Source organism: Nocardioides hungaricus, from assembly GCF_054782915.1.
Map to the genome: position 1 here is coordinate 117,216 of NZ_BAAGRO010000045.1, position 26,198 is coordinate 143,413.

Annotated in this window: 23 protein-coding genes and 1 pseudogene; 10 read left to right on the forward strand and 14 right to left on the reverse strand. The window is 70.1% G+C overall.

The genetic code is table 11. The features are described from left to right. Positions 1-6 precede the first annotated feature (6 nt). Positions 7-612: a 2-phospho-L-lactate guanylyltransferase gene (gene cofC / locus ACYVKX_RS17395; protein WP_460834932.1), complete on the forward strand. Its 606-nt coding sequence runs from the start codon at positions 7-9 to the stop codon at positions 610-612. Between the two features lie 67 nt (positions 613-679). On the opposite strand, the gene ACYVKX_RS17400 is transcribed toward cofC, so the two are convergent. From ACYVKX_RS17400 to leuC, 3 genes are all read right to left on the reverse strand, one after another. Further along, positions 680-1,282 (reverse strand): HU family DNA-binding protein, encoded by a 603-nt coding sequence (locus tag ACYVKX_RS17400; RefSeq protein WP_460834933.1) that lies wholly within the window; start codon positions 1,280-1,282, stop codon positions 680-682. 254 nt (positions 1,283-1,536) lie between these two features. Further along, on the reverse strand, positions 1,537-2,145 hold the full coding sequence (gene leuD / locus ACYVKX_RS17405; protein WP_460834934.1) for a 3-isopropylmalate dehydratase small subunit: 609 nt from the start codon (positions 2,143-2,145) through the stop codon (positions 1,537-1,539). A 1-nt stretch (position 2,146) separates the two neighbouring features. Continuing rightward, entirely contained in the window at positions 2,147-3,562 is a 1,416-nt protein-coding gene (gene leuC, locus ACYVKX_RS17410; RefSeq protein WP_460834935.1) for a 3-isopropylmalate dehydratase large subunit, read from the reverse strand. A gap of 91 nt (positions 3,563-3,653) precedes the next feature. Here leuC and ACYVKX_RS17415 point away from each other — a divergent pair, with 91 nt between their 5' ends. Beyond that, complete coding sequence (locus tag ACYVKX_RS17415; protein ID WP_331065572.1) at positions 3,654-4,376, forward strand: IclR family transcriptional regulator; 723 nt, start codon at positions 3,654-3,656, stop codon at positions 4,374-4,376. A gap of 200 nt (positions 4,377-4,576) precedes the next feature. Here the strand turns inward: ACYVKX_RS17415 and ACYVKX_RS17420 are convergent, their stop codons facing one another. Together ACYVKX_RS17420 and ACYVKX_RS17425 are read right to left on the reverse strand one after the other, a co-directional pair. Beyond that, on the reverse strand, positions 4,577-5,056 hold the full coding sequence (locus tag ACYVKX_RS17420; RefSeq protein WP_460834936.1) for a methylated-DNA--[protein]-cysteine S-methyltransferase: 480 nt from the start codon (positions 5,054-5,056) through the stop codon (positions 4,577-4,579). A 1-nt stretch (position 5,057) separates the two neighbouring features. Continuing rightward, the gene (locus ACYVKX_RS17425) at positions 5,058-6,533 is read right to left on the reverse strand and encodes an AlkA N-terminal domain-containing protein (protein WP_460834937.1); all 1,476 of its coding nucleotides are present in this window, start codon (positions 6,531-6,533) and stop codon (positions 5,058-5,060) included. Between the two features lie 138 nt (positions 6,534-6,671). On the opposite strand from ACYVKX_RS17425, the gene ACYVKX_RS17430 reads away from it, so the two are divergent. Then, entirely contained in the window at positions 6,672-7,751 is a 1,080-nt protein-coding gene (locus ACYVKX_RS17430) for an LCP family protein (RefSeq protein ID WP_460834938.1), read from the forward strand. Between the two features lie 344 nt (positions 7,752-8,095). Here ACYVKX_RS17430 and ACYVKX_RS17435 read toward each other — a convergent pair whose 3' ends face one another. Genes ACYVKX_RS17435 through ACYVKX_RS17445 form a run of 3 tightly spaced genes read right to left on the reverse strand, consistent with a single transcriptional unit; the run spans position 8,096 to position 11,367 of the window. Next, positions 8,096-8,809, reverse strand: coding sequence for a GntR family transcriptional regulator (locus ACYVKX_RS17435; protein ID WP_460834939.1), 714 nt, complete (start codon positions 8,807-8,809; stop codon positions 8,096-8,098). Positions 8,810-8,864: 55 nt separating this feature from the next. Continuing rightward, a complete protein-coding gene (locus ACYVKX_RS17440; protein WP_460834940.1) occupies positions 8,865-10,016 on the reverse strand; it encodes an FAD-binding oxidoreductase in 1,152 nt (383 codons plus the stop codon). A gap of 31 nt (positions 10,017-10,047) precedes the next feature. After that, positions 10,048-11,367 (reverse strand): aromatic ring-hydroxylating oxygenase subunit alpha, encoded by a 1,320-nt coding sequence (locus tag ACYVKX_RS17445; RefSeq protein ID WP_460834941.1) that lies wholly within the window; start codon positions 11,365-11,367, stop codon positions 10,048-10,050. Between the two features lie 234 nt (positions 11,368-11,601). Here ACYVKX_RS17445 and ACYVKX_RS17450 point away from each other — a divergent pair, with 234 nt between their 5' ends. The 6 genes from ACYVKX_RS17450 to ACYVKX_RS17475 all read left to right on the forward strand — a co-directional run bounded on the left by ACYVKX_RS17450 (position 11,602) and on the right by ACYVKX_RS17475 (position 17,940). Continuing rightward, the gene (locus ACYVKX_RS17450) at positions 11,602-12,387 is read left to right on the forward strand and encodes an IclR family transcriptional regulator (RefSeq protein ID WP_460834942.1); all 786 of its coding nucleotides are present in this window, start codon (positions 11,602-11,604) and stop codon (positions 12,385-12,387) included. Between the two features lie 376 nt (positions 12,388-12,763). Beyond that, entirely contained in the window at positions 12,764-13,669 is a 906-nt protein-coding gene (locus ACYVKX_RS17455; RefSeq protein WP_460834943.1) for a proline dehydrogenase family protein, read from the forward strand. Continuing rightward, a complete protein-coding gene (locus tag ACYVKX_RS17460) occupies positions 13,666-14,370 on the forward strand; it encodes a GntR family transcriptional regulator (protein ID WP_460834944.1) in 705 nt (234 codons plus the stop codon). The genes ACYVKX_RS17455 and ACYVKX_RS17460 overlap by 4 nt, the downstream gene beginning before the upstream one ends. A 51-nt stretch (positions 14,371-14,421) precedes the next feature. Then, positions 14,422-16,059 carry an L-glutamate gamma-semialdehyde dehydrogenase gene (gene pruA, locus ACYVKX_RS17465; protein ID WP_460834945.1) on the forward strand — a complete coding sequence of 546 codons (1,638 nt, stop codon included), beginning with the start codon at positions 14,422-14,424 and terminating at the stop codon, positions 16,057-16,059. Positions 16,060-16,075: 16 nt separating this feature from the next. Beyond that, positions 16,076-17,065, forward strand: a complete 990-nt coding sequence (locus ACYVKX_RS17470) for an Ldh family oxidoreductase (protein ID WP_460834946.1) — start codon at positions 16,076-16,078, stop codon at positions 17,063-17,065. Continuing rightward, positions 17,062-17,940, forward strand: coding sequence for an MOSC domain-containing protein (locus ACYVKX_RS17475; RefSeq protein ID WP_460834947.1), 879 nt, complete (start codon positions 17,062-17,064; stop codon positions 17,938-17,940). The genes ACYVKX_RS17470 and ACYVKX_RS17475 overlap by 4 nt, the downstream gene beginning before the upstream one ends. A gap of 32 nt (positions 17,941-17,972) precedes the next feature. Here the strand turns inward: ACYVKX_RS17475 and ACYVKX_RS17480 are convergent. From ACYVKX_RS17480 to ACYVKX_RS17505, 6 genes and pseudogenes are all read right to left on the reverse strand, one after another. Further along, positions 17,973-19,148 (reverse strand): annotated as a pseudogene (locus ACYVKX_RS17480) (aconitase X catalytic domain-containing protein); the annotation flags it as partial. Beyond that, on the reverse strand, positions 19,141-19,551 hold the full coding sequence (locus tag ACYVKX_RS17485) for an aconitase X swivel domain-containing protein (protein WP_460834948.1): 411 nt from the start codon (positions 19,549-19,551) through the stop codon (positions 19,141-19,143). The pseudogene ACYVKX_RS17480 and the gene ACYVKX_RS17485, both read right to left, overlap by 8 nt. Before the next feature lie 44 nt (positions 19,552-19,595). Beyond that, the gene (gene fdhA, locus ACYVKX_RS17490) at positions 19,596-20,810 is read right to left on the reverse strand and encodes a formaldehyde dehydrogenase, glutathione-independent (protein WP_460834949.1); all 1,215 of its coding nucleotides are present in this window, start codon (positions 20,808-20,810) and stop codon (positions 19,596-19,598) included. Positions 20,811-20,850: 40 nt separating this feature from the next. Next, positions 20,851-21,717 carry a glycine betaine ABC transporter substrate-binding protein gene (locus ACYVKX_RS17495; RefSeq protein ID WP_460834950.1) on the reverse strand — a complete coding sequence of 289 codons (867 nt, stop codon included), beginning with the start codon at positions 21,715-21,717 and terminating at the stop codon, positions 20,851-20,853. A 104-nt stretch (positions 21,718-21,821) separates the two neighbouring features. Next, on the reverse strand, positions 21,822-22,796 hold the full coding sequence (locus tag ACYVKX_RS17500) for an ABC transporter permease (RefSeq protein WP_460834951.1): 975 nt from the start codon (positions 22,794-22,796) through the stop codon (positions 21,822-21,824). Then, positions 22,793-24,055, reverse strand: a complete 1,263-nt coding sequence (locus tag ACYVKX_RS17505; protein WP_460834952.1) for a quaternary amine ABC transporter ATP-binding protein — start codon at positions 24,053-24,055, stop codon at positions 22,793-22,795. Before ACYVKX_RS17505 ends, ACYVKX_RS17500 begins: the two co-directional genes overlap by 4 nt. 695 nt (positions 24,056-24,750) lie before the next feature. On the opposite strand from ACYVKX_RS17505, the gene ACYVKX_RS17510 reads away from it, so the two are divergent. Further along, on the forward strand, positions 24,751-26,157 hold the full coding sequence (locus ACYVKX_RS17510; RefSeq protein ID WP_460834953.1) for a flavin monoamine oxidase family protein: 1,407 nt from the start codon (positions 24,751-24,753) through the stop codon (positions 26,155-26,157). The last annotated feature ends 41 nt before the right edge of the window (positions 26,158-26,198 follow it).

Here is a 26,198-nt window from a genome sequence, read left to right on the forward strand (position 1 = left end):
GCAGCGATGCCCGTGTCCCGCTACGTCCTGCTCGTGCCCGTGAAGCCGCCCGCCATCGGCAAGTCGCGCCTGCTCGGGGTCGCCGACCGGCGTGCCCTGGCGGAGGCGTTCGCGCTCGACACGGTGTCCGCGTGCCTCGACGCCGGCCTGGTCGGCCGGGTGCTCGTGGTCACCGACGACGCCGAGTTCTCGGCCCACCTGTCCGCCCTCGGCGCGTCCGCGATCCCCGACGGCGTCGCCGACGACCTCAACGGCACCCTGCGCCAGGCGGCCGCCGAGGCACGCCGGCGCTGGCCGGACCTGACGCCCGCCGCCCTCTGCGCGGACCTGCCCGCGCTGCGGCCCGGCGACCTCGACGAGGTGCTCGGCCGTGGCATCGCGGACCCGTGGTTCGTCCCGGACGCGGCCGGCGTCGGCACCACGCTCTACGCGGCGGCGTACGACGCGTTCGACCCGCGCTTCGGCCCGGGCTCGCGTGCGGCCCATCTCGACGCCGGCGTCCGCGAGGTCGCGGACGCCGCTGCCTCCGTACGCCGCGACGTCGACGACGCCAGCGACCTGGCGGACGCGATCCGGATGGGCGTCGGACCGCGGACCGCCTTCCTCACCTGACGCCTGAGCTGACGACGGGCCGCCGTCCGGAAGGACGACGACCCGTCGACGGTGGATGAGGTGCGGCTCAGGACCGCTTCGCGGTCCTCTTGGCCGTGGCCTTCTTCGCCGGCGCCTTCTTGGCCGCCGTCTTCTTCGCGGGGGCCTTCTTGGCCGCCGTCTTCTTCGCGGGGGCCTTCTTGGCGGTTGCAGTCTTCTTCGCCGGCGCCTTCTTGGCCGGTGTCGCCTTCTTGGCCGGCGCCTTCTTGGCAGCAGCCTTCTTCGCGGGTGCCGCCTTCTTGACCGCGGCCTTCTTGGCCGCCGTCTTCTTGGCAGGAGCGGCCTTCTTGGCGGCCGTCGCGGCCTTCTTCGCGGCCGGTGCCGCGGCGGCGACCGCGACCTTCGGCAGCTTCTTGGCGCCGGACACCACGTTCTTCAGCTCGGCGCCGGCGGTGAACTTCGGCACCGCGGTCTTCTTCGCCTTGATCCGGGCACCCGTCTGGGGATTGCGGACCCAGCGGGCCTCCCGAATGCGCTTCTCGAACGAGCCGAAGCCCGTGATCGCGACCTTCTCGCCCTTCGCGACCTCGCGGGTGATGGTGTCGAGGACCGACTCGAGGGCGTGCGATGCGGCCCTCTTGTTGCCGTCGAATCGCGCCGAGAGTGCCTCGATGAACTCTGACTTGTTCACTGTCTTCCCTTCCAATGAACGACTGGGGTCGAGCCCGTGCTCGACTAACTCCCTTGCACGCTAGGTATTCGGAGCCGCACTCACAATCACCTCGGCCGTGTTTCGTGAAGTGATTTTGAAAGCCTCAGAGCGTGCAGAACCGGTCAGCAGAGCCGATTCCGGGCACCTCCACCCTCCGCGGACGAGTGTCAGCAGGAAAGACGAGGGGGCGAATCCCCAGCTATAGCTGGGGATTCGCCCCCTCGTGGCCTCGATCAGCCCGCGCGGAGCGTCACCGGCTTCCAGCTCGGCCGGCCCGCCTCGTACGCCGCGATGTCGTCCTCGTGTCCGAGCGTGATCCCGATGTCGTCGAGGCCCTCGAGCAGCCGCCAGCGCGTGTAGTCGTCGATGTCGAAGGAGTCCTCGATCGCGTCCGGACCCTCGCCGGCACGGACCGTACGGCTCTCCAGGTCGACGGTGACGGTGGCACCGGGGTTCTCATCGAGGTAGTCCCAGAGCCGCTGCACGACCTTCTCGTCGACCCTGCCGGTGAGCAGTCCGGCCTTGCCGGAGTTGCCGCGGAAGATGTCGCCGAAGCGCGGCGACAGCACGGCCTTGAACCCGTAGTTCTGCAACGCCCAGACCGCGTGCTCACGCGACGAGCCCGTGCCGAAGTTCGGGCCGGCGACGAGCACCGACCCCTCGGCGTACGCCGGGTTGTTGAGCACGAACGACGGGTCGTTGCGCCAAGCGGCGAACAGCCCGTCCTCGAAGCCGGTGCGCGCGACCCGCTTGAGGTACTCGGCCGGGATGATCTGGTCGGTGTCGACGTCGCTGCGACGCAGCGGGACACCGACGCCGGTGTGGCTCGTGAACTTGTCCATGTCAGTTGCTCCCCACCGTGACGAGGTCGGCCGGGCTGGACAGGGTGCCGCGGACCGCGGTCGCCGCGGCGACCGGGACCGAGACCAGGTGCGTGCGACCGCCCTTGCCCTGCCGGCCCTCGAAGTTGCGGTTCGAGGTGGACGCGCTGCGCTCCCCCGGGGCGAGGGTGTCGGCGTTCATGCCCAGGCACATCGAGCATCCCGCGCCGCGCCACTCGGCGCCGGCCTCCTTGAAGACCAGGTCGAGCCCCTCGGCCTCGGCCTCGAGGCGCACCCGCGCGGAGCCGGGTACGACGAGCATCCGGGTGCCGTCGGCGACCCGGTGGCCCTGGATCACCTCGGCGGCGAGGCGCAGGTCCTCGATCCGGCCGTTGGTGCAGGACCCCACGAACACGGTGTCGATGTGGACCTCGCGCAGCGGGGTGCCGGCCTCGAGGCCCATGTAGCGCAGGGCGTTCTCGGCGGCGGTGCGGTCGATCTGGTCGTCGAAGTCTTCCGGCGCCGGGATGGTCCCGCCGAGCGGCGCGCCCTGGCCGGGGTTGGTGCCCCAGGTGACCCACGGCGTCACGTCGGCCGCGTCGACGACGATCTCCTCGTCGAACTCCGCGTCCTCGTCGGTGACCAGCGTCCTCCAGTGCGCCACGGCGGCGTCCCACTCGGCGCCCTTCGGCGCCTCCGGCCGGTCCTTCAGATAGGCGAACGTGGTCTCGTCCGGCGCGATCAGGCCGGCCTTGGCGCCCCACTCGATGCTCATGTTGCACACGGTCATCCGACCCTCCATCGAGAGCGCGCGGATCGCGTCGCCGCGGTACTCGACGACATAGCCCTGGCCTCCGCCGGTGCCGGTCCGCGTGATCAGGTAGAGGATCAGGTCCTTGGCGGTGACGCCCTCGGGCAGCTCGCCGTTCACGGTGACCGCCATCGTCTTGGGGCGGGCCTGCGGCAGGGTCTGCGTGGCGAGGACGTGCTCGACCTCCGAGGTACCGATGCCGAACGCGATCGCGCCGAACGCGCCGTGCGTGGCGGTGTGCGAGTCGCCGCACACGATCGTCATGCCGGGCTGGGTCAGGCCGAGCTGCGGGCCGACGACGTGCACGATGCCCTGCTCGACGTCACCGAGAGGGTGCAGCCGGACGCCGAACTCCTCGCAGTTCCGGCGCAGCGTCTCGACCTGCGTGCGCGAGACCGGGTCGGCGATCGGCTTGTCCCAGTCGACGGTCGGGACGTTGTGGTCCTCGGTCGCGAGAGTCAGGTCGGGCCGGCGTACCCGCCGGTCGGCCAGGCGGAGCCCGTCGAAGGCCTGCGGTGAGGTGACCTCGTGGATGAGGTGCAGGTCGATGAAGAGGAGCGCCGGCTCCCCGTCGACCGCGCGGACGACGTGCTCGTCCCACACCTTCTCTGACAGGGTCCTGCCCATATGGATCTCTCCCTCACGTCCTCGTGATCCCCATGCCGTCTCACAGAGCGTACTACTTGCATCCCATGTTGTGAGACGGCAGTATTGCCATATGGACAACTCCAGCGGCGTGGGTGTACTCGACAAGGCCGCCCTCGTGCTCACCGCCCTCGAGTCCGGCCCGGCCACGCTCGCCGGCCTGGTCGCCGGCACCGGGCTGGCCCGGCCGACGGCCCACCGACTGGCGGTGGCGCTCGAGCACCACCGCCTCGTCGCCCGCGACATGCAGGGCCGCTTCGTCCTCGGCCCGCGCCTCGCCGAGCTCTCCGCCGCGGCCGGCGAGGACCGGCTGCTCGCCACGGCCGGCCCGGTGCTGGCGCGGCTGCGCGACATCACCGGGGAGTCCGCCCAGCTCTGGCGCCGCCAGGGCGACCACCGCGTGTGCGTCGCCGCGGCCGAGCGCCCCTCCGGCCTGCGCGACACCATCCCGGTCGGCTCGCAGCTGACCATGCGCGCCGGCTCAGCTGCCCAGGTGCTGCTCGCGTGGGAGGACCCCGAGCGCATGCACCGCGGCCTGCAGAACGCCGCCTTCTCGGCCGCCGCCCTCTCCGGCATCCGCCGTCGCGGCTGGGCGCAGTCGGTCGGCGAGCGCGAGCAGGGCGTCGCGTCCGTGTCCGCCCCGGTCCGCTCCCCCGGCGGCAAGGTGATCGCTGCCGTCTCGGTCTCCGGCCCGCTCGAGCGACTCTCCCGCCAGCCCGGCCGGATGCACGCCCCCGCCGTCCTCGCCGCCGCCGAGCGGCTCTCGGAGTCGCTGCGGCGCGCCGCGGCCGAGTAGGTGCCTGCCTGAGCCTGCGCGGCGTCGGGGTCCAGTGTCGCGCGAGTGGGGCACGAACTCCCCGAGCGTGTCGCGGTCGGGCTACCGGCTGGATGGATCCCCGGTCAGCCGGGGAAGCCTGACGTTGTCAGGGGTTGCAACGCCTGACAACGTCAGGGATCACCGGTCAGCCGGGGATCCATCCAGCGAAACGAACCCCCTCAGAACAAGGCATCCTGCTCCAGCTCGAGGAGCAGCTGCTTGCGGTCGAGGCCGCCGGCGTACCCGGTGAGGGTGCCGTTGGCGCCGATGATCCGGTGGCACGGGATCACGATCGGGATCGGGTTGCGGCCGTTGGCGAGGCCGACCGCGCGGGACGCGGCGTGGGTCATGCCGAGCCGGCACGCGATCTGGCCGTACGACGCGGTCTCCCCCCAGCCGACGCCGAGCAGCTCGGCCCACACCCGCTGCTGGAAGTCGCTGCCCTGCGGTGCCAGCGGCAGGTCGAACTCCTTGAGGTCGCGGGCGAAGTAGGCATCGAGCTGGCGCACGGCCTCGACCAGCACCGGGTGGGCGTCGTCGCGGTCGCCACGCGGGCGACCGTCCAGGTCGCGGAACGGCGAGAACTCGATCGCGGCGATCGCGCCGCCCTGCTCGACGATCCGCAGCGGTCCGATCGGGGACTCCATCACGGTCCACATGTCAGTTCTCCTTGTTCGACGGGGTCAGTGTCTGCCACAGGTGCAGCTGCGCGTAGGACCGCCAGGGCGCCCAGCCCTCGGCGAGCGCGGCCGCGGCCGACGGGTCGCGGCCGAGGCCGGCGAGCGCGTCGCGGATGCCGACGTCGGTCGGCAGGAAGACATCGGGGTGCCCGAGCGCGCGGAGCGCGACGTAGTCGGCGGTCCACGGGCCGATGCCGGGGACGGCCAGCAGCGCCCGTCGTACGTCGTCGCGGTCGGGGCCGCGGTCCAGCGCAAGGTCGCCCGCGGCCAGCGCCGAGGACAGCGCGATCAGCGCGCGGCCGCGCGAGCGCGGCATCGGCAGGTCCTCGGGGCGCAGTGCGGCGAACGTCGCGACGTCCGGGAAGAGATGGGTCAGCCCCTCGACCGGCTGCGCCAGCGGACGGCCGTGCTCGGCGACCAGCCGGGCGGCGACCGTCCGGGCACCGGCGACGCTGACCTGCTGGCCGAGCACCGCCCGCACCGCCATCTCGTGGCCGTCGACGTGGCCGGGCACGCGGAGTCCGGGGTGCGCCCGCACGAGCGGCCCGATGACGGGGTCCCCGGCGAACGCCTCCGCGACCGCGACCGGGTCGCAGTCGGCGTCGAGCATCCGGCGCACGCGCTCGGTCGCGGCGCCGACGTCGCGCAGGTCGTCGAGCGTGAACGTCGCCGTCGCGAACGCCGTCTGCCCGGGCTCGTCCGCGTCGGGCACCTCGAGCCGCACGGTGCCCGTGCCGTGCGGCAGCGACAGCGTCCGCGCGTACCAGCCGGGTCCGGCGGCCTCGACGCCCGGGATCGCCCGGACCGCGAGGAACCCGAGCAGCGCGCTGCCGCCGTACGGCGTGCGCACGGCCAGCCGCATGGCGACCGTGCCCGTGGCCGGCCGTCCCCCGCGGCGTCCGCGGAGATCGGTCGGTGAGGCGGCGTAGACCTCGCGGATGGTGTCGTTGAACTGCCGCACGCTCGCGAAGCCGGACGCGAACGCGATGTCGGCGTAGGTCAGCTCGGTCGTCTCGATCAGCACCCGCGCGGTCTGCGCCCGCCGCGCGCGAGCGAGCGCGAGCGGGCCGGCACCGAGCTCGGCGGTGAGGATCCGGGTGAGATGCCGCGGGGTGTAGCCGATCCGCCGGGCCAGGCCGTCCACGCCCTCGCGGTCGACGACGCCGTCCGCGATCAGCCGCATCGCGCGTCCGGCGGCCGAGGCGGCGACGTCCCAGTCCGGACTGCCCGGCGTGGCGTCGGGCAGGCAGCGCTTGCAGGCGCGGTAGCCGGCGGCCTGGGCGGAGGCGGCGCTCGGGTGGAACGTGACGTTCTGGAGCGCCGGGGTCCGGGCCGGGCAGGACGGCCGGCAGTAGATGCCGGTGGTCCGTACGGCGGTGTAGAAGACGCCGTCGAAGCGCCGGTCCCGCGACTTCACTGCGCGATAGCAGGACTCCGGGTCGAGGGTCTGGCTCATGCCCACCATCCTCCCTGACTCGCCCGCACTCTACTGGCGGAAATCAGACACGGCCATCGTCTTCACGAGACGCATCCGTCACGGGTGGGGGCGTAGGCTCCGCGCACAGCGTGGGATCGGGAGGGAGGGAGGTCCGGCGTGGCCAAGGCGACCCGTCGACAGCGCCGCACGGTGTTCACCGTGATCGTGGTGGCCGAGCTGGTCGTCGCGCTCCTCACCGGCACCGGCGTCGTCTTCGCCTACAACCGGATCGACGGCAAGATCGACGAGGGCGCCCCGATCTCCCACGAGGTCCAGCGGCAGCGGCCCAAGCTGCCGACCGGCGAGTTCAACGTCCTGGTCCTGGGCACCGACACCCGCAGCTGCGAGGGCTGCGGCATCGACGGCGAGGGCGGCCTCGGCGGCTCCGACGTGACGATGCTGCTCCACGTGGCCGACGGGCGGCGCACGGCGTACGGGATCTCGATCCCGCGCGACACCCTGGTCGACCGTCCCGACTGCGTCGTCGACGGCAAGCAGATCCCCGGCGGCACCGACGTGATGTGGAACGAGGCGTACGCCGTCGGCGGCGCGGCCTGCGCCGTCGCCCAGGTCGAGGCCGTGACCGGGGTCTTCGTCGACGACTACATCGTGGTCGACTTCGGCGGCTTCAAGGACATGGTGGACGCCCTCGGCGGCGTGCAGGTCTGCATCCCCTCCGACATCGACGACCCCGCGCACAACATCAGCCTGGACGCCGGCACCCAGACGCTGCAGGGGGACGACGCGCTCGCCTATGTGCGACAGCGCAGCTCGACGCCGAACTCCGACCTCGGCCGGATGAAGCGCCAACAGGCGTTCGTCGCCTCGATGCTGAGCCAGGTGATGTCGGCGAAGACGTTGACCCGGCCCGACAAGCTGTACCGATTCGCCAGCGCGCTCGCCGGGTCGATCACCACCAGCCCCGAGATCGCGAGCGTCGGCGAGCTCGTCAGGCTGGCGTCCTCGCTGCGCAAGGCCGACCTCGCGAAGATCCGCTTCGTCACCGCGCCCACCACCGGCTTCCCGCCGGACAGCCCGAACTGGGGCCGGCTCCAGCTCACCCCCGCAGCGGATCAGCTCTGGCAGAAGGTGATCGACGACGAGCCGCTCGGCGCGTTCGGGCGCGGCGCGATCAGCGGCCGCAACCCGAGCGGGTCGGAGGAGAACGCCGAGGCCAACGGCCTCTGCACCTCCTAGCGCGTCGCCTCGGGACTGGGCGAGGATGCGCCGGCGTCACCACGAACCTCGACCTCGAGGCCGCCCCGATGCCGATCGAGCGGCGTGGGCCGCGGCCGCCAGGCGCGCGCTCGACGACGGCTTCTCCGCGTCCTGGTCCGACGCCCGCGCCGGCGCGCCCCATGTGCGCGAGCTGCAGGGGATGCTCGTGACGACGCGCATCGGCTCGCCGAAGCGCGTCTCGACGGCGTGGATCATCCTCGTGGCGGACCTGCCCACTGCTCTCTCGGCTACGGGTCAACACCACGATGCGCCGATGGGATCACAGATCAGCCGGGCATCGTCGGGCAGCCGAGAGGGCCCGATCAGACGGGCGCGGACGCCTCGGTGAGGCGCTCCTCGCCGCCCTCCGCGGCGAGTCGCCGGCGGATCTCGGCGGCTGCCACGTCGAGCGAGGCATCGGAGGCATCGGCCGCAGCATCGGGGGCGTTGGCCCGGGCCGCCGCCACCAGCTCTCCCTGGTAGCGCCAGAGCACCTCGTTGGACTTGGTGGAGTCGAAGGTGGACTTGATGCCGATGGCCTTATAGGCCCGGCACTGGACCCACAGGCTCTGGATGGTCTTGACCAGAACGGGGTTGCCGCTTGCCGTGTAGAGCACGGTCAGCAGTGCCTCGTCGAGCCGCAGGTGATCCTCGAGGCGTCCTTCGGCGACGGCGGCCCGCATGAATCCGTACTCGGCCTCCATCCGGGCGCAGCCCTCCGGGGTGATCTGTTCGGCACCGCGCCGGGCCGCCTCGCGCTCCAGCACCTTGCGGACGTCGTAGACGTGGATCAGCTCCTCGAGGGTCAACCCCTTGACGACAGCACCCTTGTGCGGCTCACGGTGGGCGAAGCCTCCCTCCTCCAGTCGCCGGATCGCCTCGCGCACCGGCATCACACTGGTGCCCACCTGTTCGGCGACGTCCCGGATGCGCAGCCGTGAGCCGGCGGGTAGCTCGCCGCTGATGATCGCGTTGCGCAGGACGTTATACACCTGATCGGCAAGCAGCGTGGGCTGCACCGCCTTCGAGAGATCCACGGCCAAAGCGTAATCAACGATCACAACTGGAGCGATCGCCCTCTGGGAGGAGTCCTCAGCCGTCGATGGACAGGTCGCTGAGGGGCTTGGAGCAGCAGACGAGGATCTTGTTCGCGGCGATCTCGCGGGGCCGGATCCCCCCGTTGTGGTCCATGTCCACCTCGCCGGACAGCTTCACGAGCTTGCACGTCCCGCACAGGCCCTGGCTGCACGACGACGCCAGTCGCAGCCCCGCGGCCAAGGCGGCGTCGAGGACGTTCTCGTCGGCCCGACAGGAGATCGTCCGTCCGCTCTTGACGAACTCGACGGCGTACGTCGTCACAGAGTCGTCGTCCGTCCCGGACGGCGGCGGAGCGACCGCGATCGCGTCGTATGCGACGCCCTCGGGCGGCGGTGCACCCCCGGGCCGGGCCGGGTCGTCGAACGAGAAGCTCTCCTCGTGGTACCGAGCCATGTCATAGCCGAGTCCACCGAGGATGCGGCGCACGGACTCCATGTAGGGCACGGGTCCGCAGTTGAACGTGACCCGCTCGTGGAGGTCGGGCACCAGCGTCCGGAGCATGTCGGGTGTCAGCCGACCACGCAGCCCGCCCCAGCGCTCGCTGGGGTAGTCGTTCTCGCACACGTGGGCCACGCGCAGGTTGGGCATGACCGCCTCGATCGCCGCGAGTTCGCTGCGGAACACGATGTCCGCAGGCGTGCGAGCGCTGTGCACGAACACCACGTCGACGTCCGAGCCCAGGTCGTAGAGAGTCCGAGTCATCGACATCAGGGGGGTGATGCCGCTCCCGGCCGACAGGAAGAGGTGTTTGTCAGCCGGCTGACGAGCCAGCGTGAACGTCCCGAGCGGCGCCACGGCGGTGACCTTGCTGCCCGGGATGACGTTGTCGTGCAGCCAGTTCGACACCGGACCACCGACCACTCGCTTGACCGTGATGGCGATGCGGTGCGGCCGCGTGGGCGGCGAGGAGATGGTGTAGCAGCGGTTCACCCGATACCCGTCGACGTCGAGCATGAGCGTCAGGAACTGTCCCGGCTCGAACTGGAAGACGCGATCGTCCTGGGGTTCGAACACGAAGTTCTTGACGTCGTGGGTGACATCCGAGACCGCGGCGCACACCAGGACGGTCTGGTCGCTGTGTTCCCAGCAGTCAGGTACGCGCAGTGAGGGGACCAGACGGGCCAGAGTGTCATGGATGACCGACATGTTCGTGCTCCGGGGATGGGTGAGGTCGACGCTACTGGCTCGCGACGGGGCTGAGGCGACGCAATTGCTCGAGATGCCCGTGGTGCGGCATGAGGTAGTCGCCGACACGGCGGACGTACCAGCTGACGAATGCCTCGACGTCGTCCTCGACCAGGCCGTAGGGACCCGGCTCGTAGCTCGGGTCGCTCACACCGCGCTGAGCCGTCTCGACCAGCTCACGATCCTGGTCGTTGGTGGCCTGCCAGACCGCGGTGAGCGAGTCGACGTCGTAGTCCACGCCTTCGACAGCGTCGGCGTGGACGAGCCAGGTGGTGCGGACCAGGCTCTTGTTCGGCGCGATGGGCAGCACGCGGAAGACCACCGCGTGGTCGCTGAGCATGTGGAACCACGAGTTGGGCTGCAGGTGCAGGGAGAGGTCGCCGAACCTGGAGTCGGTGACGTCACCCATCAGCCTGCGGCTGACCTGGGCTCCGTCGGTCCCGAACGACGCGCCGTGGCCGTCAAGCGGCAGCCTCATGATCATGTAGCCGGTGGGTCGGTCGTCGAGCTCACGATGGGTCTCGAGGGGCACCCGGCTCCGCTCGCACACCGCGTTGAGATCCGCCGTGGCGGCCTGGTAGCGCTCGAACGCCGGCCGCAGCCGGGGCGTCACGTCTTCCTCGGAGTAGCGGTGGAAGGGAAAGTAGGCGGTCACCAGCTCCGGATGGGAGGCATCGCAGTGGTGACATTCACGGTTGTTCTCCATCACGAGCTTCCAGTTGCCCTCCTCGACGACGTCGGTCTGGTGCGCGACCTTGGCGTCCTGGAGCCGGTACGGCCTCAGGTAGGGCTCGACCACGGCGGCCACGTCGTCCAAGTCGGTCGGCGGCTCCTCGGCCAGGCACACGAAGACCAGCCCGGCCACCGTCTGGGTGTGCACCTGCTTGAGGCCGAACCGCCCCCGGTCGAACCCGGGCGGCTGAGACTCGGCGTAGACCAGCTCGCCGTCGGTGCGGTAGGTCCACTGGTGGTAAGGGCAGACCAGGTTCCCGACCGCGCCACATGCCTCCTCGAGGATCCGCGATCCCCGGTGCCGGCACACGTTGTGCAGCGCCCGGACGTTCTCGTCGTCGTCGCGCACGATGATGATCGACGACGTGCCGATGTCCACGGTCACGAAGTCGCCGGGCTCGGCCAACTCCGCCTCGGTGGCACAGAACAGCCAGTGGCGGCCGAAGATCGCATCCAGGTCGAGGTCGTAGACGGCCTGACTGGTGTAGTAGGGCGCCTCCAAGCTGTGGCCCACAGCGCGACGCTCCACCAGGGCGGCGATCTCGGCGACCGAGGCGGCGGAGCCGGTCAAGAAGTTCACGGGTCCCTCCCAATCCGAGGAGCACTCGCTGCGGACACATTTGTCGCGCAATACGCAATAGTGTGTGATACGCGACAAATGTACGACCGCGGTCCGCCGCGCGGCAAGGGGTCGGAGCGGGCGAGATCCGCCGATCCGAGATGCTTTCGGTGCCTGCGGTCGAGGACACCGGACCGCTGCCTGCAGCGGTCGCCGGAGTCTGGCGGCCACGGGAGGCAAGGTAGATTGAGCGCCGTGGAGGAGGGTGGCGGACGAGGACGGGACAAGTCGGTCCAGTCCGTCCACCGGGCGATCTCGATCCTCCAGGTCATCGCTCGGCGCGGCACTGCCGGCGTCACCGAGATCTCGCAGGAGTTGGCCATCCACAAGTCCACCACCTCCCGGCTCATCGGAACGCTCGAGGCACGGGGACTGGTCGAACAGACCTCACATCGCGGCAGCTATCGCCTGTCCTACGGCATCGTGCAACTGGCCGAGGGCATCGCCAGGAAGCACGACCTGACCGTGACCAGCCGCATGGTGTGCACCGCACTTGCCGATGCGGTCGGGGACACCGTCAACGTCGCCGTCCACGAGGGGCGCTCGGTGGTCACCATCGACCAGGTGATCGGGTCGTCCCAGGTGACCTCGGTGAACTGGGTAGGTCGTCACCAGTCCCTGCATGCGACCTCGGCCGGCAAGGTCTTCCTCGCCCATCTGCCTCCTGCCGAGTTGCAGACATATCTCGACGACGAGATGGAGCGACTCACCGAGTTCACGGTCGTCGACCCTGCCGAGCTGGAGAAGGAGCTCGCCCTCGTCCGTCAGCGGGGATACGCCCAGACGGTCGACGAGCAAGAGATCGGGCTGGCCGCCGTCGCCGCCCCTGTTCGCGCACTGGACGGCCGGGTGATCGCCACCCTGATCGTGTCCGGCCCGACGTTCCGGATCACCGATGCCACGATCCCCGAGATCGCCCGCCAGGTCATGACGTCCGCCGCCGAGATCTCAGAGCGCAACGGCTACCCCAAGTCTGGCTGACGCCCCGCCCGATAGGCGCGACCGGCTGGTCATGCCCGACCTCCGCACCGGTAGCCCGGTCGACCGGCCAGCTGAGTGCCGAGCAGCGTGCCCCGGCCCGAGCACGAGGTGCACCCCTCTGGGTCGGGGCTCGAGCCCCGCCCGGCCAGCGCGAGGACCGTAGCTGGCATCTGTGATCACAATTGGCCAGTTGTCGAGGCGGTCCTCTCACCTGCTTCCATCAGAGAATCCTCGCTCGAAATCGCGCCACACGGAGGAAGATCTCCCCATCAGGCCCTTGCCGAAAGTGTGATCACATCTTACATTCTTAGTATCTACCGCACGCGTCGCGGCTCTCCCCTTCGATGAGCCGGCACCCACATCACAAGGACCACCGATGCCTAATCGACTCCTTCTCATCGCCTCCGAGAACAAGACGCTCGAGAGGGTCGTGAGCACCAACCGTCTCACCCAGCCGATCGTGCAGCGGTACGTCGCCGGCACCCGGCTCGAGGATGCGCTCGAGGCCACCGCCGAGCTCAACCGGGCCGGCGTCGACGTCAGCTTGGACCTGCTGGGCGAGTCCGTGACCGACCTCGCCGAGTCCGAGACGGCCACGTCCGACTACCTCGATGTCATCGATCGGATCCGCGCCATCTCGCCCACGCCGACCATCTCGGTGAAGCTGTCGCAGCTCGGGGTCACCCTCGACGCCTCCCAGTGCGAGAAGAACCTGCGCCTGCTCCTCGAGGCGGCCCGGGCCCGCGGCCGCGTCGTCGAGGTGGACATGGAGCACAGCTCGGCCGGCCGCGACACCCTCGCGATCTTCCGCCGCGTCCAGGGGGAGTTCCCCGAGACCCGCCTGGCCATCCAGGCCTACCTGCGGACCGCCTTCCAGGACCTCGCCGAGTTCGAGAGCCCTCCCCGGATCCGTCTGGTCAAGGGCGCCTTCGACGAGAAGCTCGACGTGGCGATCCGTGACTCCCAGGAGGTCACCGCACAGTTCGCCTACCTCAGCACCTGGGCGCTCGAGCACCTCCCCGACCCCGCCTTCGGGACCCACGACGACGCGTGCATCGAACACGTCAAGCGCGTCGCGGACCGGCTCGGCCTGGGCAAGCAGGACTTCGAGTTCCAGATGCTGCACGGCGTACGACGATCGCTCCAGGAGCAGTTGGTCCGCGAGGGCTACCGGGTGCGCGTCTACCTGCCGTACGGCGAGCAGTGGTACCCCTACCTGACCCGCAGGATGGCCGAGCGGCCCGCCAACCTGCTGCTGTTCCTCAGATCGTTGGTGCGATGAGCGCAGCCTTCGAGGAGGTCGGGGCCTCGGGTCGCAGCGACGGGCCGCACGAGGTCGCGCACACGCTGGTCGCGGACCAGGTCTACGACGTCCTGGCGAGCGACATCTTCAGCGGCCGGCTCCCCGCCGGTGCCCGCCTTCGCGTCCGTGAGGTCGCGGAGCAGGTCGGAACCAGCGTGATGCCCGTCCGCGAGGCGATCCGACAGCTGGTCGAGAACGGCCTGGCGGTCAGCCATCCGCACCGCGGCGCCCGGGTTCGCGAGTTCACCCGCCGCGAGCTGATCCAGATCTACGACGTCCGCACGCTGCTCGAGCTGGAGGCGACCCGGCTCGGGGCGCCCGAGGTCACGCCCGAGGACCTCGAGCAGATGCGCGCTGCGAACGCGCGGATGTACCGCGCCGTCGTGCAGAACCGCGCGAGTGACGCGATCGACGAGGACGAGGCCCTGCTGCGCGTGCTCTACGGCGCCGGCGGCAACGCCGTGCTGCTGGACGTGATCGAGTCCCTGTGGGTCCAGTGCCGTGCCTACAAGGTGATGGGAGCCAGGGTGGCCATCGAGCACCAGGACGCCTCGCTCTGGGAGCCACAGCCCGCCCTGGTCGACGCCCTCCAGGCCGGCCGTCTTCAGCTGGCCATCGACATCAACAGAGAGTCCGTTGCCGCCGCGCGCCGACGTCTGGAGGCCGAGATCACGTCCTAGCCCTCACGGCCAGCGCATCCCACCTCCCACCCACACCGAGCCGAGGTTCTCATGACCATCAGCATCGCCGCCAACCCGCGCGTCCCCGCCCCCGTCAACGAGCCCGTCCGGGACTTCATGCCCGGCTCGCCGGAGTCGCAGGCGGTCCTCGCGAAGATCGCCGACCTGCGGTCGCGCGTCACCGACATCCCACACGTCATCAACGGCGAGCGACTCTTCACCGGTGCCGGTACCGACGTGGTCGAGCCACACGACCGCTCCAGCGTGGTCGGGCGACTCGCCGAGGCGAACCCCGACGTCACCAAGGACGCGGTCGCCGCCTCGCTCGACGCCCAGCACGAGTGGTCACGCACACCGTGGTGGGAGCGCGCGGCCGTCTTCCTCCGCGCCGGCGAACTGGCCGCCGGGAAGTATCGCGACGAGCTCGTCGCGGCGACGATGGTGGGGCAGTCGAAGACCTTCCACCAGTCCGAGATCGACGCGGCCTGCGAGTTCGCGGACTTCATGCGCTTCAACAGCCACCTCGCCCAGCAGATCTACGCCGACCAGCCACCGTCGCTCCCGGGCGACATCAACACCATCGACCAGCGGCCGCTCGAGGGGTTCGTGCTGGCGCTCACGCCCTTCAACTTCACCGCCATCGGCGTCAACCTGCCCTCGACCCCCGCGCTGATGGGCAACACCGTGGTCTGGAAGCCCTCGGAGAAGTCCGCCCTCAGCAGCGAGGTGAGCATGCGAGTGCTCGAGGAGGCCGGCCTCCCGCCGGGCGTGATCAACGTCGTCAACGGGTCCGGCCAGACGGTCTCCGACACCGCTATCGCACACCCGGAGTTCGCGGGCCTGACGTTCACCGGGTCCACCGCAACCTTCCGCCAGCTGTGGCGCGCAGTCGGCGAGAACATCGACGGCTACCGGTCCTTCCCCCGCCTGGTCGGGGAGACGGGCGGCAAGAACGCCGTGCTCGTGCACCCTTCCGCCGACCTCGACGCCGTCCGCACCGCCCTGGTCCGCTCCGCCTACGAGTACCAGGGCCAGAAGTGCTCCGCGGCGTCGCGCGCGTTCATCCCGCGGTCGGCCTGGGGTCGACTCAAGGACGAGCTCGTCGACGTGGTCCGTGCGCTGCCGGTCGGCGACCCGACGCGGCACGAGACCTACGTCGGAGCGGTCATCGACAGGGCCGCCGCCGAGCGCCTGCAGTCGGCGTTCGACCGTGCCTCGGCGCTCGACACCCACGAGCTCCTCGCCGGCGGCACGACGGATACCAGCACGGGCTGGTTCGCGCAGCCGACGCTCTGCACCACCACGGATCCGACCGCTTTCACCATGTCGGAGGAGTTCTTCGGTCCGCTGCTGACCGTCCACGTCTTCGACGACGCCGACTGGGAGGGTGTCGTGAAGGCCGTCGACGAGGGCAGCGCCTACGCCCTGACGCTTTCGATCTTCGGCTCCGATCGGCGGGCCATCTCGACCGCGCTCGACGGCCTGCGCAACGCCTCCGGCATGACCTATATCAACGACAAGCCGACCGGCGCCCTGATGGGCCAGGTCTCCTTCGGTGGTGGGCGGGCCTCCGGCACCAACGACAAGACCGGTTCCCGGCTCGCTCTCCAGCGCTGGCTCTCTCCGCGCTTCATCAAGGAGACCCTCTCGCCGGCCACGGACTGGACCTACCCCTACCTGGCGCTGTGACCGGGCTGAGACCGTCATGGTCGAGCTGCACCGCAGCGAGCTGACGGACCTCTGCGAGCGCGCGCTGCTCGGTAGCGGGGCCTCGGCCGCCCAAGCCACGGTCCTCGCCGAGGCGACCGGGGAGGCGGAGGCGCTCGGCCGGCACGCGGTCGGCGCCTCCCACCTGGTCGACTACCTCGACGGCTTCCGCAATGGCCGGATCTCTCCCGAGTCACCGTCGCTCGAGCAGCGCACCGCGGTGGTCCTCACGGTGGACTGTCGTGGAGGTCTGGCCCAGCACGGCTTCGATGTCGCACTGCCGGCGCTGTGCGCGAGCGCAGTCGAGCACGGCGTCGCCGTCCTCGCCCTGCACCGATCCTTCACGGCCGGCGAGCTCGACTACTACGTACGCCGTCTCAACCGTCGCGGACTCCTGGGACTCGCCTGTGCCAACTCGCCCGCCCTGGTGACGGTCGCCGGGGCACGCGGCCGGGTGCTCGGGTCCAACCCGCTGGCGTTCGGCGTCCCCCTTCCGGACGGCCGGCGGCTCGCCTTCGACCAGGCCTCGAGCGCCACGGCCTGGGTCCGGGTGCGCGCCGCGGCAGCGCATCACGAGTCGATCCCCGACACCTGGGCCGTCGACCGTGACGGCGTGCCGACGACCTCGCCGGCCGCCGGTCTCGAGGGCGCTCTCCTGCCGTTCGGAGGCTACAAGGGCGGCAACATCGCTCTGCTCGTCGAGGTGCTCGCCACGCTCGGGGGAGGGTCGTTCTCGGTGGACGCAGCGCCGTTCGACCGCGGCACCGCCTCGCCGTCGATCGGGGTGGTGATCGCGGCGGTGTCGGTCGACGCGCTGGCACCGGCCTTCCCCGACCGCCTCGAGGCGCAACTGGAGCGCTGGGCCGGCGAGCTCGGGGCGGACACCAGCGTCTGGTCGGCCCCGGCCGAGGCGGAGACGTGCGTGATTCCCGACCACCTGTGCGCTGAGCTGCGTGCCCACGGAGACTCCGACCGGGCGCGCACATGACCGGCGACCTCACCGTCACCCGGCTGTCGACCACTCCGGTCAAGGGGCTGTCGCTGCACCATCCGCGTTCGATCGCGCTGAACGCGGACGGCGCCGTCGGGGATCGTCTCTTCTTCCTCGTCGACGAGGCCGGGAAGCTCCAGAGTTGCACCCACCACTCCGGCTTGTACGGGCTGCGGGCCACCTACGACGACCAGGAGCGTCGACTCCGGGTCGGGCGGGGCGGCGAGACGCTGCTCGAGGCGGCCGTCGAGGCGAGCGTGCCCGTCGACACCGATCTGCACGGCGTCCGCACGATCAGGGCGGCGCAGGTCGCCGATCCGGTCTGGAGCGCGTTCTTCTCCGACGCCGTCGGCCGGCGAGTCCACCTGATGCACGCCGGCGGGCCGGTCTACGACGTACGCCCGGCGACCCTGCTCGGGACGGCGTCGGTCGAGGAGCTCGCCCGGCGGGCGCACCTTCCAGAGGTCGACGCCAGACGGTTCCGGATGCTGATCGAGTTCTCGGGCGGCACGGCTCACGTCGAGGACAGCTGGGCGGGGATGCTCATCGGGGTCGGTGACACGGTGCTGCGGGCCGCGGGACGGGTCAAGCGGTGCGCTGCCACCACGCGCGACCCGGACACCGGACGGGTCGACCTCCAAACCCTCCGGATGATCAACGGCTACCGCGACCGGCAGCAGACCGAGCTGGGGGTCGGCACGACCTTCGGCATCTATGCCGACGTGGTCGAGCCCGGCACCGTCTCGGTCGGGGACCCGCTCGTGGTCCACGGACGGCCCTCGACCGGCGGCCCCGACAACCAGGCCGGCTCGCCCAGGATCGGTCGGCCCGCCACCGCTGAGCCGATGCAGTCCGCGGTAGAGCCGAAGTAGACACCGCGGCGGATCAGCCCAGGTCCGTAGTGCGCGAACTTGCCGGAGTCGGTCATCACGCCGACGGTGCCCGGCGGGAGCATCTGCTCGTTGAGCATGCACAGGCACCGGTCGGTGCTGACCCGTACGCCGAAGTCCTCGATCACGCCCAGGACGCCCCGTTGCCGGGCCTGGTCCACCGCGCGCCGGCTGGAGGTGAGGAGGACCTCGACATCGGAGTGCTTGACCCGTCCGTCGACGAGCGCGGCGAGCTCGACGAGGTCCCCGAGCATCGCGTGCGGGCTCCCCATGACGACGAGTTGCAACTCGTCCCCCACCCCCGTCGACAGCCGGGCCCAGACAGCGCGCAGGTCGTCGCGGCCGATGTCGACGATCCGGGTCGGCTCGCGACCGCCGAAGGCGGCGGCGAGGGTGGGCGCCTCCGGCGTCACTCCGACCATGTGGAACAGGCCGACCGCACCCGAGGTGGCGACGGTCGAGCAGAACGCCTTGAGGGCCTCGGCGGTGGGGGTGCCGCGGATCCCGTCGATGACCGGAACCGCCGAGCCGGCGTGCGCGCCGACCAGGTAGCCGAGCGCGGTGAAGAACGACGGGTCCGCGGTCTCGATCTCCGGCACGCGGACCAGAAGCTCCCCCATCCGGTTCTCGGCCAGGTGCAGCCCTGAGTACGGCGCGCGGCCCGTCACGGCCGCGCAGAGATCGAGGAAGTCGCCGTGCCGGTTGGTCCTGGCCCCGATCACGCTGTTGGCGTAGGCGATGGCGTTGGACTCGGCCCACACGATGTCGTCCCCCCGACCAGGCCCATCCGGGAATACGTACGGCGTGCACGAGAAGGTCGGTCGCGCGCCGATCTGCTCCAACGCGCCGGCGAGCCTCTCCGCCCGGGCCACGAACTCCGCGTCGACCCCGTCCTCCACCCCATGGAGCCGGTCGACCGAGATCGCGTTCAGCGTGGTCGGGACCCGCACCCGGGCACCGAGGCCGGCGAACCGCTCGACGACGGCGAGGCTGCCCGGCCCCGTGTAGATGCTGCCGCCGATGTGAACGTGGGTGACGTCGATGAGCCGCGCGGCGTCGAGGATCGCGGCCATCCTGACCACGATGCGCATCGCGAGCCGCGCCGCCTCGCCGTACTCCCCCGCCAGCATTCCCCGGTCGCGCTCGGAGAGCTCGACGGCAGCCCCGGGATCGCGCGCGCCTTCAGCCATCGAGGATCACCGTGCCGTCGCGAAACAGCTCCGCCGACCGGGCCCCGAGCGCCCGCTCGAACGACGCGTCGTCGAGGACGAAGACCGGGACCGACACCGCGTTGAGCTCCTCGTGGACGACCGCCCCGAGCGCGATCACCTCGTCGACCCGGTTGAGCAGGATGGCGGCCGGGCCGGTGCCGCCGACCCACGCGTCCACCAGGACATAGCTCCCCGTGCTGGAGCCCTTGCCCTTGGGCAGGACCACGACGTGCTGTGCCAGCGACTCACCGCACAGCGGATGCCGATGGTCGATGACGGTGCCGGTGCCGGGGTCGACGCCGCCCCAGAAGCTCAGCATCTGCCGACTCGCGGCCACCGGACCGGCGGCCGCACCAGCCACCAGCACCCGCTGCGCCGACACCGGTACCGGTCCTGCCCGGTCGTTCACCGTGGCTCCGCAGCGGGTCAGGCGGGGACCATGCCGTGCGGGTCGATGACGTACTTCCGCGCGGCGCCCCGGTCGAACTCGGCGTAGCCCCGCGGCGCGTCGTCGAGGCTGATCGGGGTGGCGTTCACCGCGCTCGCGATGTGCGCCTTGTCGGCGAGGATCAGGTTCATCAGCTGCCGGTTGTACTTCTTCACCGGGCACTGCCCCGTCACGAGTTGGTGCGACTTCGCCCAGCCGAGGCCGAGGCGCACGCCGATCCGCCCCTGCTTCGCGGCGTCGTCGCGAGCGCCGGGGTCGCCGGTCACGTAGAGACCGGGGATGCCGAGCGTGGCGCCTGCGCGCGCCACGTCCATGATGTCGTTGAGCACTGTCGCCGGCTCCTCCTCGGCGTCCGGTCCGTGGCCGCGCGCCTCGAAGCCGACGGCGTCGACGGCCGCATCCACGAGCGGCTCTCCCACGATGTCGGCGACGATGTCGGCCAGGCTGTCGCCGGTCGAGAGATCCGCGGTCTCACAGCCGAAGCTCGCGGCCTGGCGGAGCCGGTCGGCGTTCATGTCGCCGACGATGACCGTCGCGGCACCGAGTAGGTGCGCCGAGTACGCCGCCGCGAGGCCGACCGGCCCCGCGCCGGCGACGTACACGGTGGAGCCGGTGGTCGTGCCGGCGGTGTAGGCACCGTGGTAGCCGGTCGGGAAGATGTCGGAGAGCATGGTCAGGTCGAGAATCTTCTCCAGCGCTCGGTCGCGGTCGGGGAACCTCAGGAGGTTGAAGTCGGCGAACGGGACCATGACGTACTCGGCCTGGCCGCCGAGCCAGCCGCCCATGTCGACGTACCCGTAGGCCGCGCCGGCACGGGCGGGGTTCACGTTGAGGCAGATGCCGGTCTTGCCCTCGTTGCAGGTCCGGCAGCGGCCACAGGCGATGTTGAACGGCACCGAACAGATGTCGCCCACCCGGTGGAAGAGCACGTCGTCACCGATCTCGACCACCTGGCCGGTGATCTCGTGGCCCAGCGTCTGACCCTCCGGTGCGGTCGTCCGGCCGCGCACCATGTGCTGGTCGCTGCCACAGATGTTCGTGGTGACCAGCTTGAGGATCGCGGCGTGGGGGGCGGCCCGCTTGATGCCGAGACCGTCGGCCACCTCGCGGGGGATCTCCAGCTTCGGATAGTCGACGTCCTCGACCGCGACCTGGCCGGGCCCCTTGTAGACGACGACCTTGTTGTCTGCCATGTCCGTGACTCCGTTCTGCTCCGGCGCGGCCGGACACGTCCTAGCCGGCAGCCTTCAGGTACTGCTCGAGGGCGGGCGCGTAGTCGGGGTTGGCCTTGAGCCACTCCGCGGCGGCCTCGGTCTCCTTGCCCGCGCCGTACTTGTTGGCGACGAGGTCCTCGAGGCTGTTGTACTGCTCGTCGTTGAGCTTGAAGTTCTTCAGCATGTCGGCGACCTCCGGGAAGTCCTCGGAGAACCCGTCGCGGGCGATGACATACAGGTCCTCGGGCTGTCCGTAGGCACCCATGGGGTCCTCCAACGGCCGGATGGGGAAGGCGCTGTTGGCCCAGAAGGGCTTCCACAACGTGACCACGATGGGCTTCTGGGCGTCGGTGGCCTTCTTCAGCTCCGTGAGCATCGCGGCGGTCGAGGAGGTCAGGAGCTTGAAGTCGCTGTCGAGTCCGTACGCCGGGAAGACACTCTTCTGGGTCATCTCCGTCAGCCCGGCCCCCGGCTCGATCCCGATGACCTGACCACCGAACTCGTCGGCGCGGCTGGGCAGGTCTTCGATGGACTGCACGTCGACGTAGTCGGGCACGGCCATGAACGAGGTCGCGCCCGAGTAGTAGACGCCGATCTCCTCGAGCTTGTCGCCATATCGGTCCCAGTAGGTCTTGTGGGTCTTGTCCTTCCACGACGACGACAACACGTCGATGTCGCCGTTGGCGAGCGCGGTGTACATGGGGGCGTTGTCGCTGATCTCCTTGACTTCGACCTTGTAGCCGTTGGACTCCAGGATGTTCTGGAGCAGGCCCGTGGTGCCGGTCTCGTCGGTCCATCCCTGGATCACGCCGAACGTGATGGTCTTGTCGCCCTCGGCACCGGATCCGGTGCCCCCGGCGCTGTCACTGCAACCGGCCGTGACCATGGCCAAGGCGCTCACAACGACGCCGAGTCGCATCGAAAGGGTGCGGTGTCGCTTGTTCATCTTCCTTGTCTTCCTCTCTGAGGCCGCGGCGGGCCGATGGTGCGCTAGGCGCCGATTCTGGTGTGGAGCTCGAGCGGTGCCACCTCGCCCCGGTCCTGCTCCTCCGCTACTAGGGACATGTCGTCGACCGGAGAGGCTTTGGGCTTGCGCCTGCGCCGCAGGAAGCCGAAGCCGCTGCCACGTCTCTGCCCCAAGGACGCAGTGACCCGGTCGAGGTAGATCGCGAGGATCACCACTGACAGGCCCGCCTCGAAGCCGAGACCGAGGTCCAGGGTCGCGATCGCCTGGGTCACCTGACCGCCCAGGCCCTCAGCCCCGACCAGGCCCGCGATCACGGCCATCGACAGGGCGAGCATGATGACCTGGTTGATGCCCGCCATGATGGTGGGCATCGCCAGCGGCAACTGCACGCCGAGCAGCGTCTGACGAGACGTTGCACCGAAGGCGTTCGCGGCCTCGACGACCTCCGTGTCCACGTTGCGGATACCCAGCTCGGTGAGTCGGACGCCGGGCGGAAGCGCGAAGATGATCGTCGCCACCACACCAGGAACCACGCCGATGCTGAACATGGTGACGACCGGGACCAGCCACACCATCGCGGGCATGGTCTGCATCAGGTCCATGATCGGCTGCAACACCGCGCTCGCGTGTTGGCTTCGTGCGGCGAGCACTCCCAGCGGGACCGCGATGGCAACAGCGACCACTGTGGCGACCAGCACGAGCGCGAGCGTCTGCATCGCGGTGTTCCACTGCTCCATGCTGATCACGAACAGCAGCCCGAGCAGCGCCAGCAGGGCGAACCTCCAGCCCCTGACCAACAGACCTATCAACGAGAAGATCACCGCGGTGACCACCGGGTCGGGGGCCTGCAGCAGCCTGATCAGGTCGTCGATGACGCTGTTCCCGAGATTGGTGACCGAGTCGAAGAACCACCCGAAGTGCGTGGTCAGCCAGTCGAAGAAGTCCTGGATCCGGTCGCCCACCCGGATCCTCGGGACGGGGATGTCGGAGGTGCTCACGACGCGGACACCCCCGTGGCGGCGAAGGCCGCGTCCCGCGCTTCTCGACCCGGGTGCGGGCCTCCGTTCGCACGGCGGGTGGAGGCACCCTGGCCGAGTGCTTGGAGCACCGTGACCCTGGCCAGCACGCCGACGACGCGGTCGTCGTCGTCGACGACGGCCAGCGCCTTGGGGTGGTCGGCGCTCAGGGGGAGCAGATCGCTCAGGTGAGCGTGTACGGCGACCTTGACCACCTGAGTGTCGAGGATGCCCTCGAGGGTGTCGCGGCCGTCGTGCACGGCGGCCACGACCGCCTCTTCGTCCACGGCGCCGCGCAGCTTCTTCTCTCGGTCGACGACGAACAGCCGAGCCGTCTGGTGCTCACGCATGAGCTTGTGCACCGTCCGAGGACCTTGCTCGGAGCCGACCAGTGCCACCGGCGGAGTCATGACCGAACCGGCAGTCAGCACGCGGGTCCGGTCGACGTCCTGCACGAACTGGGCGACGTAGTCGTTGGCCGGATCGTTGAGGATCTGCTCGGAGCTGCCGATCTGGACGATGCGACCGTCGCGCATCATCGCGATGCGATCGCCCAGCCGCATCGCCTCGTTCAGGTCGTGGGTGATGAACAGGATGGTCTTGCCCAGCTTGTGTTGCAGCTCGACCAGCTGGTCCTGCATCTCGCGCTTGATCAGGGGATCGAGAGCGCTGAACGCCTCGTCCATCAGCATGATGTTGGTGCCCGCTGCCAGCGCCCTCGCGAGCCCGACGCGCTGGCGCATCCCTCCCGACAGCTGGCCCGGGAGCGAGTCCTCCCAGCCCTTGAGCCCGACGAGGTTGAGCGCCTCCCTCGCCCGGGGCTCACACTCGTGCCTGGGCAGTCCCTGCACCCGCAACCCGTAGGCGGCGTTCTCACCGACGGTGCGATGCGGGAAGAGTGCGAAGTGCTGGAAGACCATGCTCACCTTCTCGCGGCGGGTCTGCCTCAACTGATGTCTGCTCATCGTGACGATGTCCTCGCCGTAGACGCGCAGCTCGCCGGCGGTCGGCTCCCACAGTCCGTTCACCATGCGGATCAGGGTCGACTTGCCCGAACCGGACAGTCCCATCACCACGAAGATCTCGCCTTCGCGCACCTCGAAAGAGGCGTTGATCACTGCCGCGGTGAGCCCGTCCTTACGGAGCTCTTCACGCGTCGCACCCGCGCGCAGACGCGCCACACCCTTCTCGGGCCGCTTCCCGAAGACCTTGTAGGTCTCGCGGGCCTCGATCGCATTCATGTTGGACTCCAGTCGCAGATGAAGGTGCCGCACTCGCCAGGTCGAACAGGGCTTCTCGTAGGGCCTTCGTCGCGTCGAGAACCCGGCGCCGCGGGTCGCGGCTCGACGTCACGAGGCCGTCGTCACGGCGGGCTCGGCGGGTCGTGTCGCTGACTCTTCGCGGGCCGGTTGCGACGAGCGCTCCATCGCACCCAGCTCGCGGCGGTGGCCCCGCGATCGCCCGGGCGACGCGGCTGTGGGACTCTCCCGGATCTCAGGAGTCCCACGGCGACACCTCGGATGCCTGACGCCTCTTCCACATTCATTTTGTGATCACAGATCAGGCTAAGTGTGTCCCATGCCACTGTCAAGGGCCAACCTGAGCCGCTGATCTTGCTCGATCGCGGCGGCTCATCCTGGCCTCAACCACGGGCGTCTGCCCGAAGCACCGGCCGGGTGCCCACCACCCGTCCTGACGCGCCACAACACTCCCGATGCCCGGTGCCCGTGGAGAGGAGAGGGTCGCGGCCTTCCGCCCCCGAGGGCCGTTCCCGGGCTGCTCCGAATTGACCCTTGCATGCCAGGTCGCGTTGTGATGATCTGTGATCACAATCATTCCAATCTGGTCTTCGCCGGGCGGGCGGGCCGGGCGGGCGGTTCCCCGCGGGGCGCTCCTCCTCCGCAGCCGCCCCGCGGACAACGAGAAGGAAATACCCATGGCAGACGACGTGGTCGACGTCGTGATCGTCGGAGCCGGCATCGCCGGGCTCGCCGCAGGGTGGCGCCTACGACGACACGATGTCGTGGTGCTGGAGGCCGCACACCGGGTCGGCGGCCGGGTCCGCTCGGAGCGCCGCGGTCCCTACTGGCTGAACTGGGGCGGCCACGTCTTCGACGGCAGCCCTGCGTCGGCTACCCAGCGACTTCTGCGGGAGACCGGCTTCCCCTCGCGCCCGGTGCCGGGCAGTCTGGCCGCGCTCAGCATGAACGGCAGGCTGCTGCTCAGCGGCCGGGTCGAGACGCTGCCGTTCCGGGTTCCGATGTCATGGCGCGACCGGGCGAGTCTGGTCCGGGCCGGGGCGAAGGTCCGCCTGGCCGTGGCCCGCTACGCGCGGCTGGCGAAGCGGCGTCCCGGGGAGGACGAGGCCGCTCGTCAGCAGCGGATCTACGAGTTCATGAACGACCGTTCGTTCTCCGACTTCATCGGCGAGTTGCCCGAGGACGCCGAGGCGCTCTTCAAGCCGACGGTGACCAGGTCATCGGCGGAGATGCACGAGATCGCCGCCGGGGCCGGAGTCGGCTACTTCAACCTGGTCTGGAACATCGGCGCCGGCCTGTCGCACGGCATCGTCGGCGGACCGTCCACCCTCACCGAGGGAGTTGCCGACGCACTGGGCGAGCGGGTGCGGCTCGGCGCCCGCGTCGAGGAGGTGGTCGACAAGAGGGGCTCGGTCCTGGTTCGCTACGAGCGCGACGGCACCGAGCAGACGATCGAAGCACGGTGTGTCGTGCTCGCGACGACCTCCAGCGTGAGCCGCCGGATCGGTGTCGACCTCGATCGCGAGGTTCGCGAGGCGCTGTCCCAGGTCAAGTACGGCCCCTTCGTGAGCGCAGCGTTCCTGACGGACGAGACCCAGTGCCAACCCTGGGACAACACCTACGCGATTGCCACGCCCAAGCGCTCCTTCAACGTCGTCCTCAACGTGTCCAACAACGTGCGTCCCCTCACGCAGGAACGCCTGCCGGGCAGCAGCTTCATGGCCTTCTCCCCCGCCGGCCTGGCCCGGCGGCTCCTCGAACAGGATGACGAGACCATCGAGAGGACCTTCGTCGACGACCTCGATCAGGTGCTGCCCGGCTTCGCCTCCCACCTCGTCGAGTCAGAGATCGCCCGGTGGCCCGAGGCCTCGCCGTACTCCTTCCCCGGACGGGCCAGGCTCCAACCGACCCTCACCAAGCGCAACGGCCGCGTGCTGCTGGCCGGCGACTACCTCGGCACCCAGTACACCGAGAGCGCGGTGCACTCGGGCTACGCCGCCGCCGAGGCGGCCGAACGAGTCGTCCGCACGCATCGACCGGAGCCTCGCACAGCCATGCACCCACCGGACGGCGCCGCCTGGTAGCACACGTCCACCCACCCGGAGCCCACCTACCGCGAGGAGTC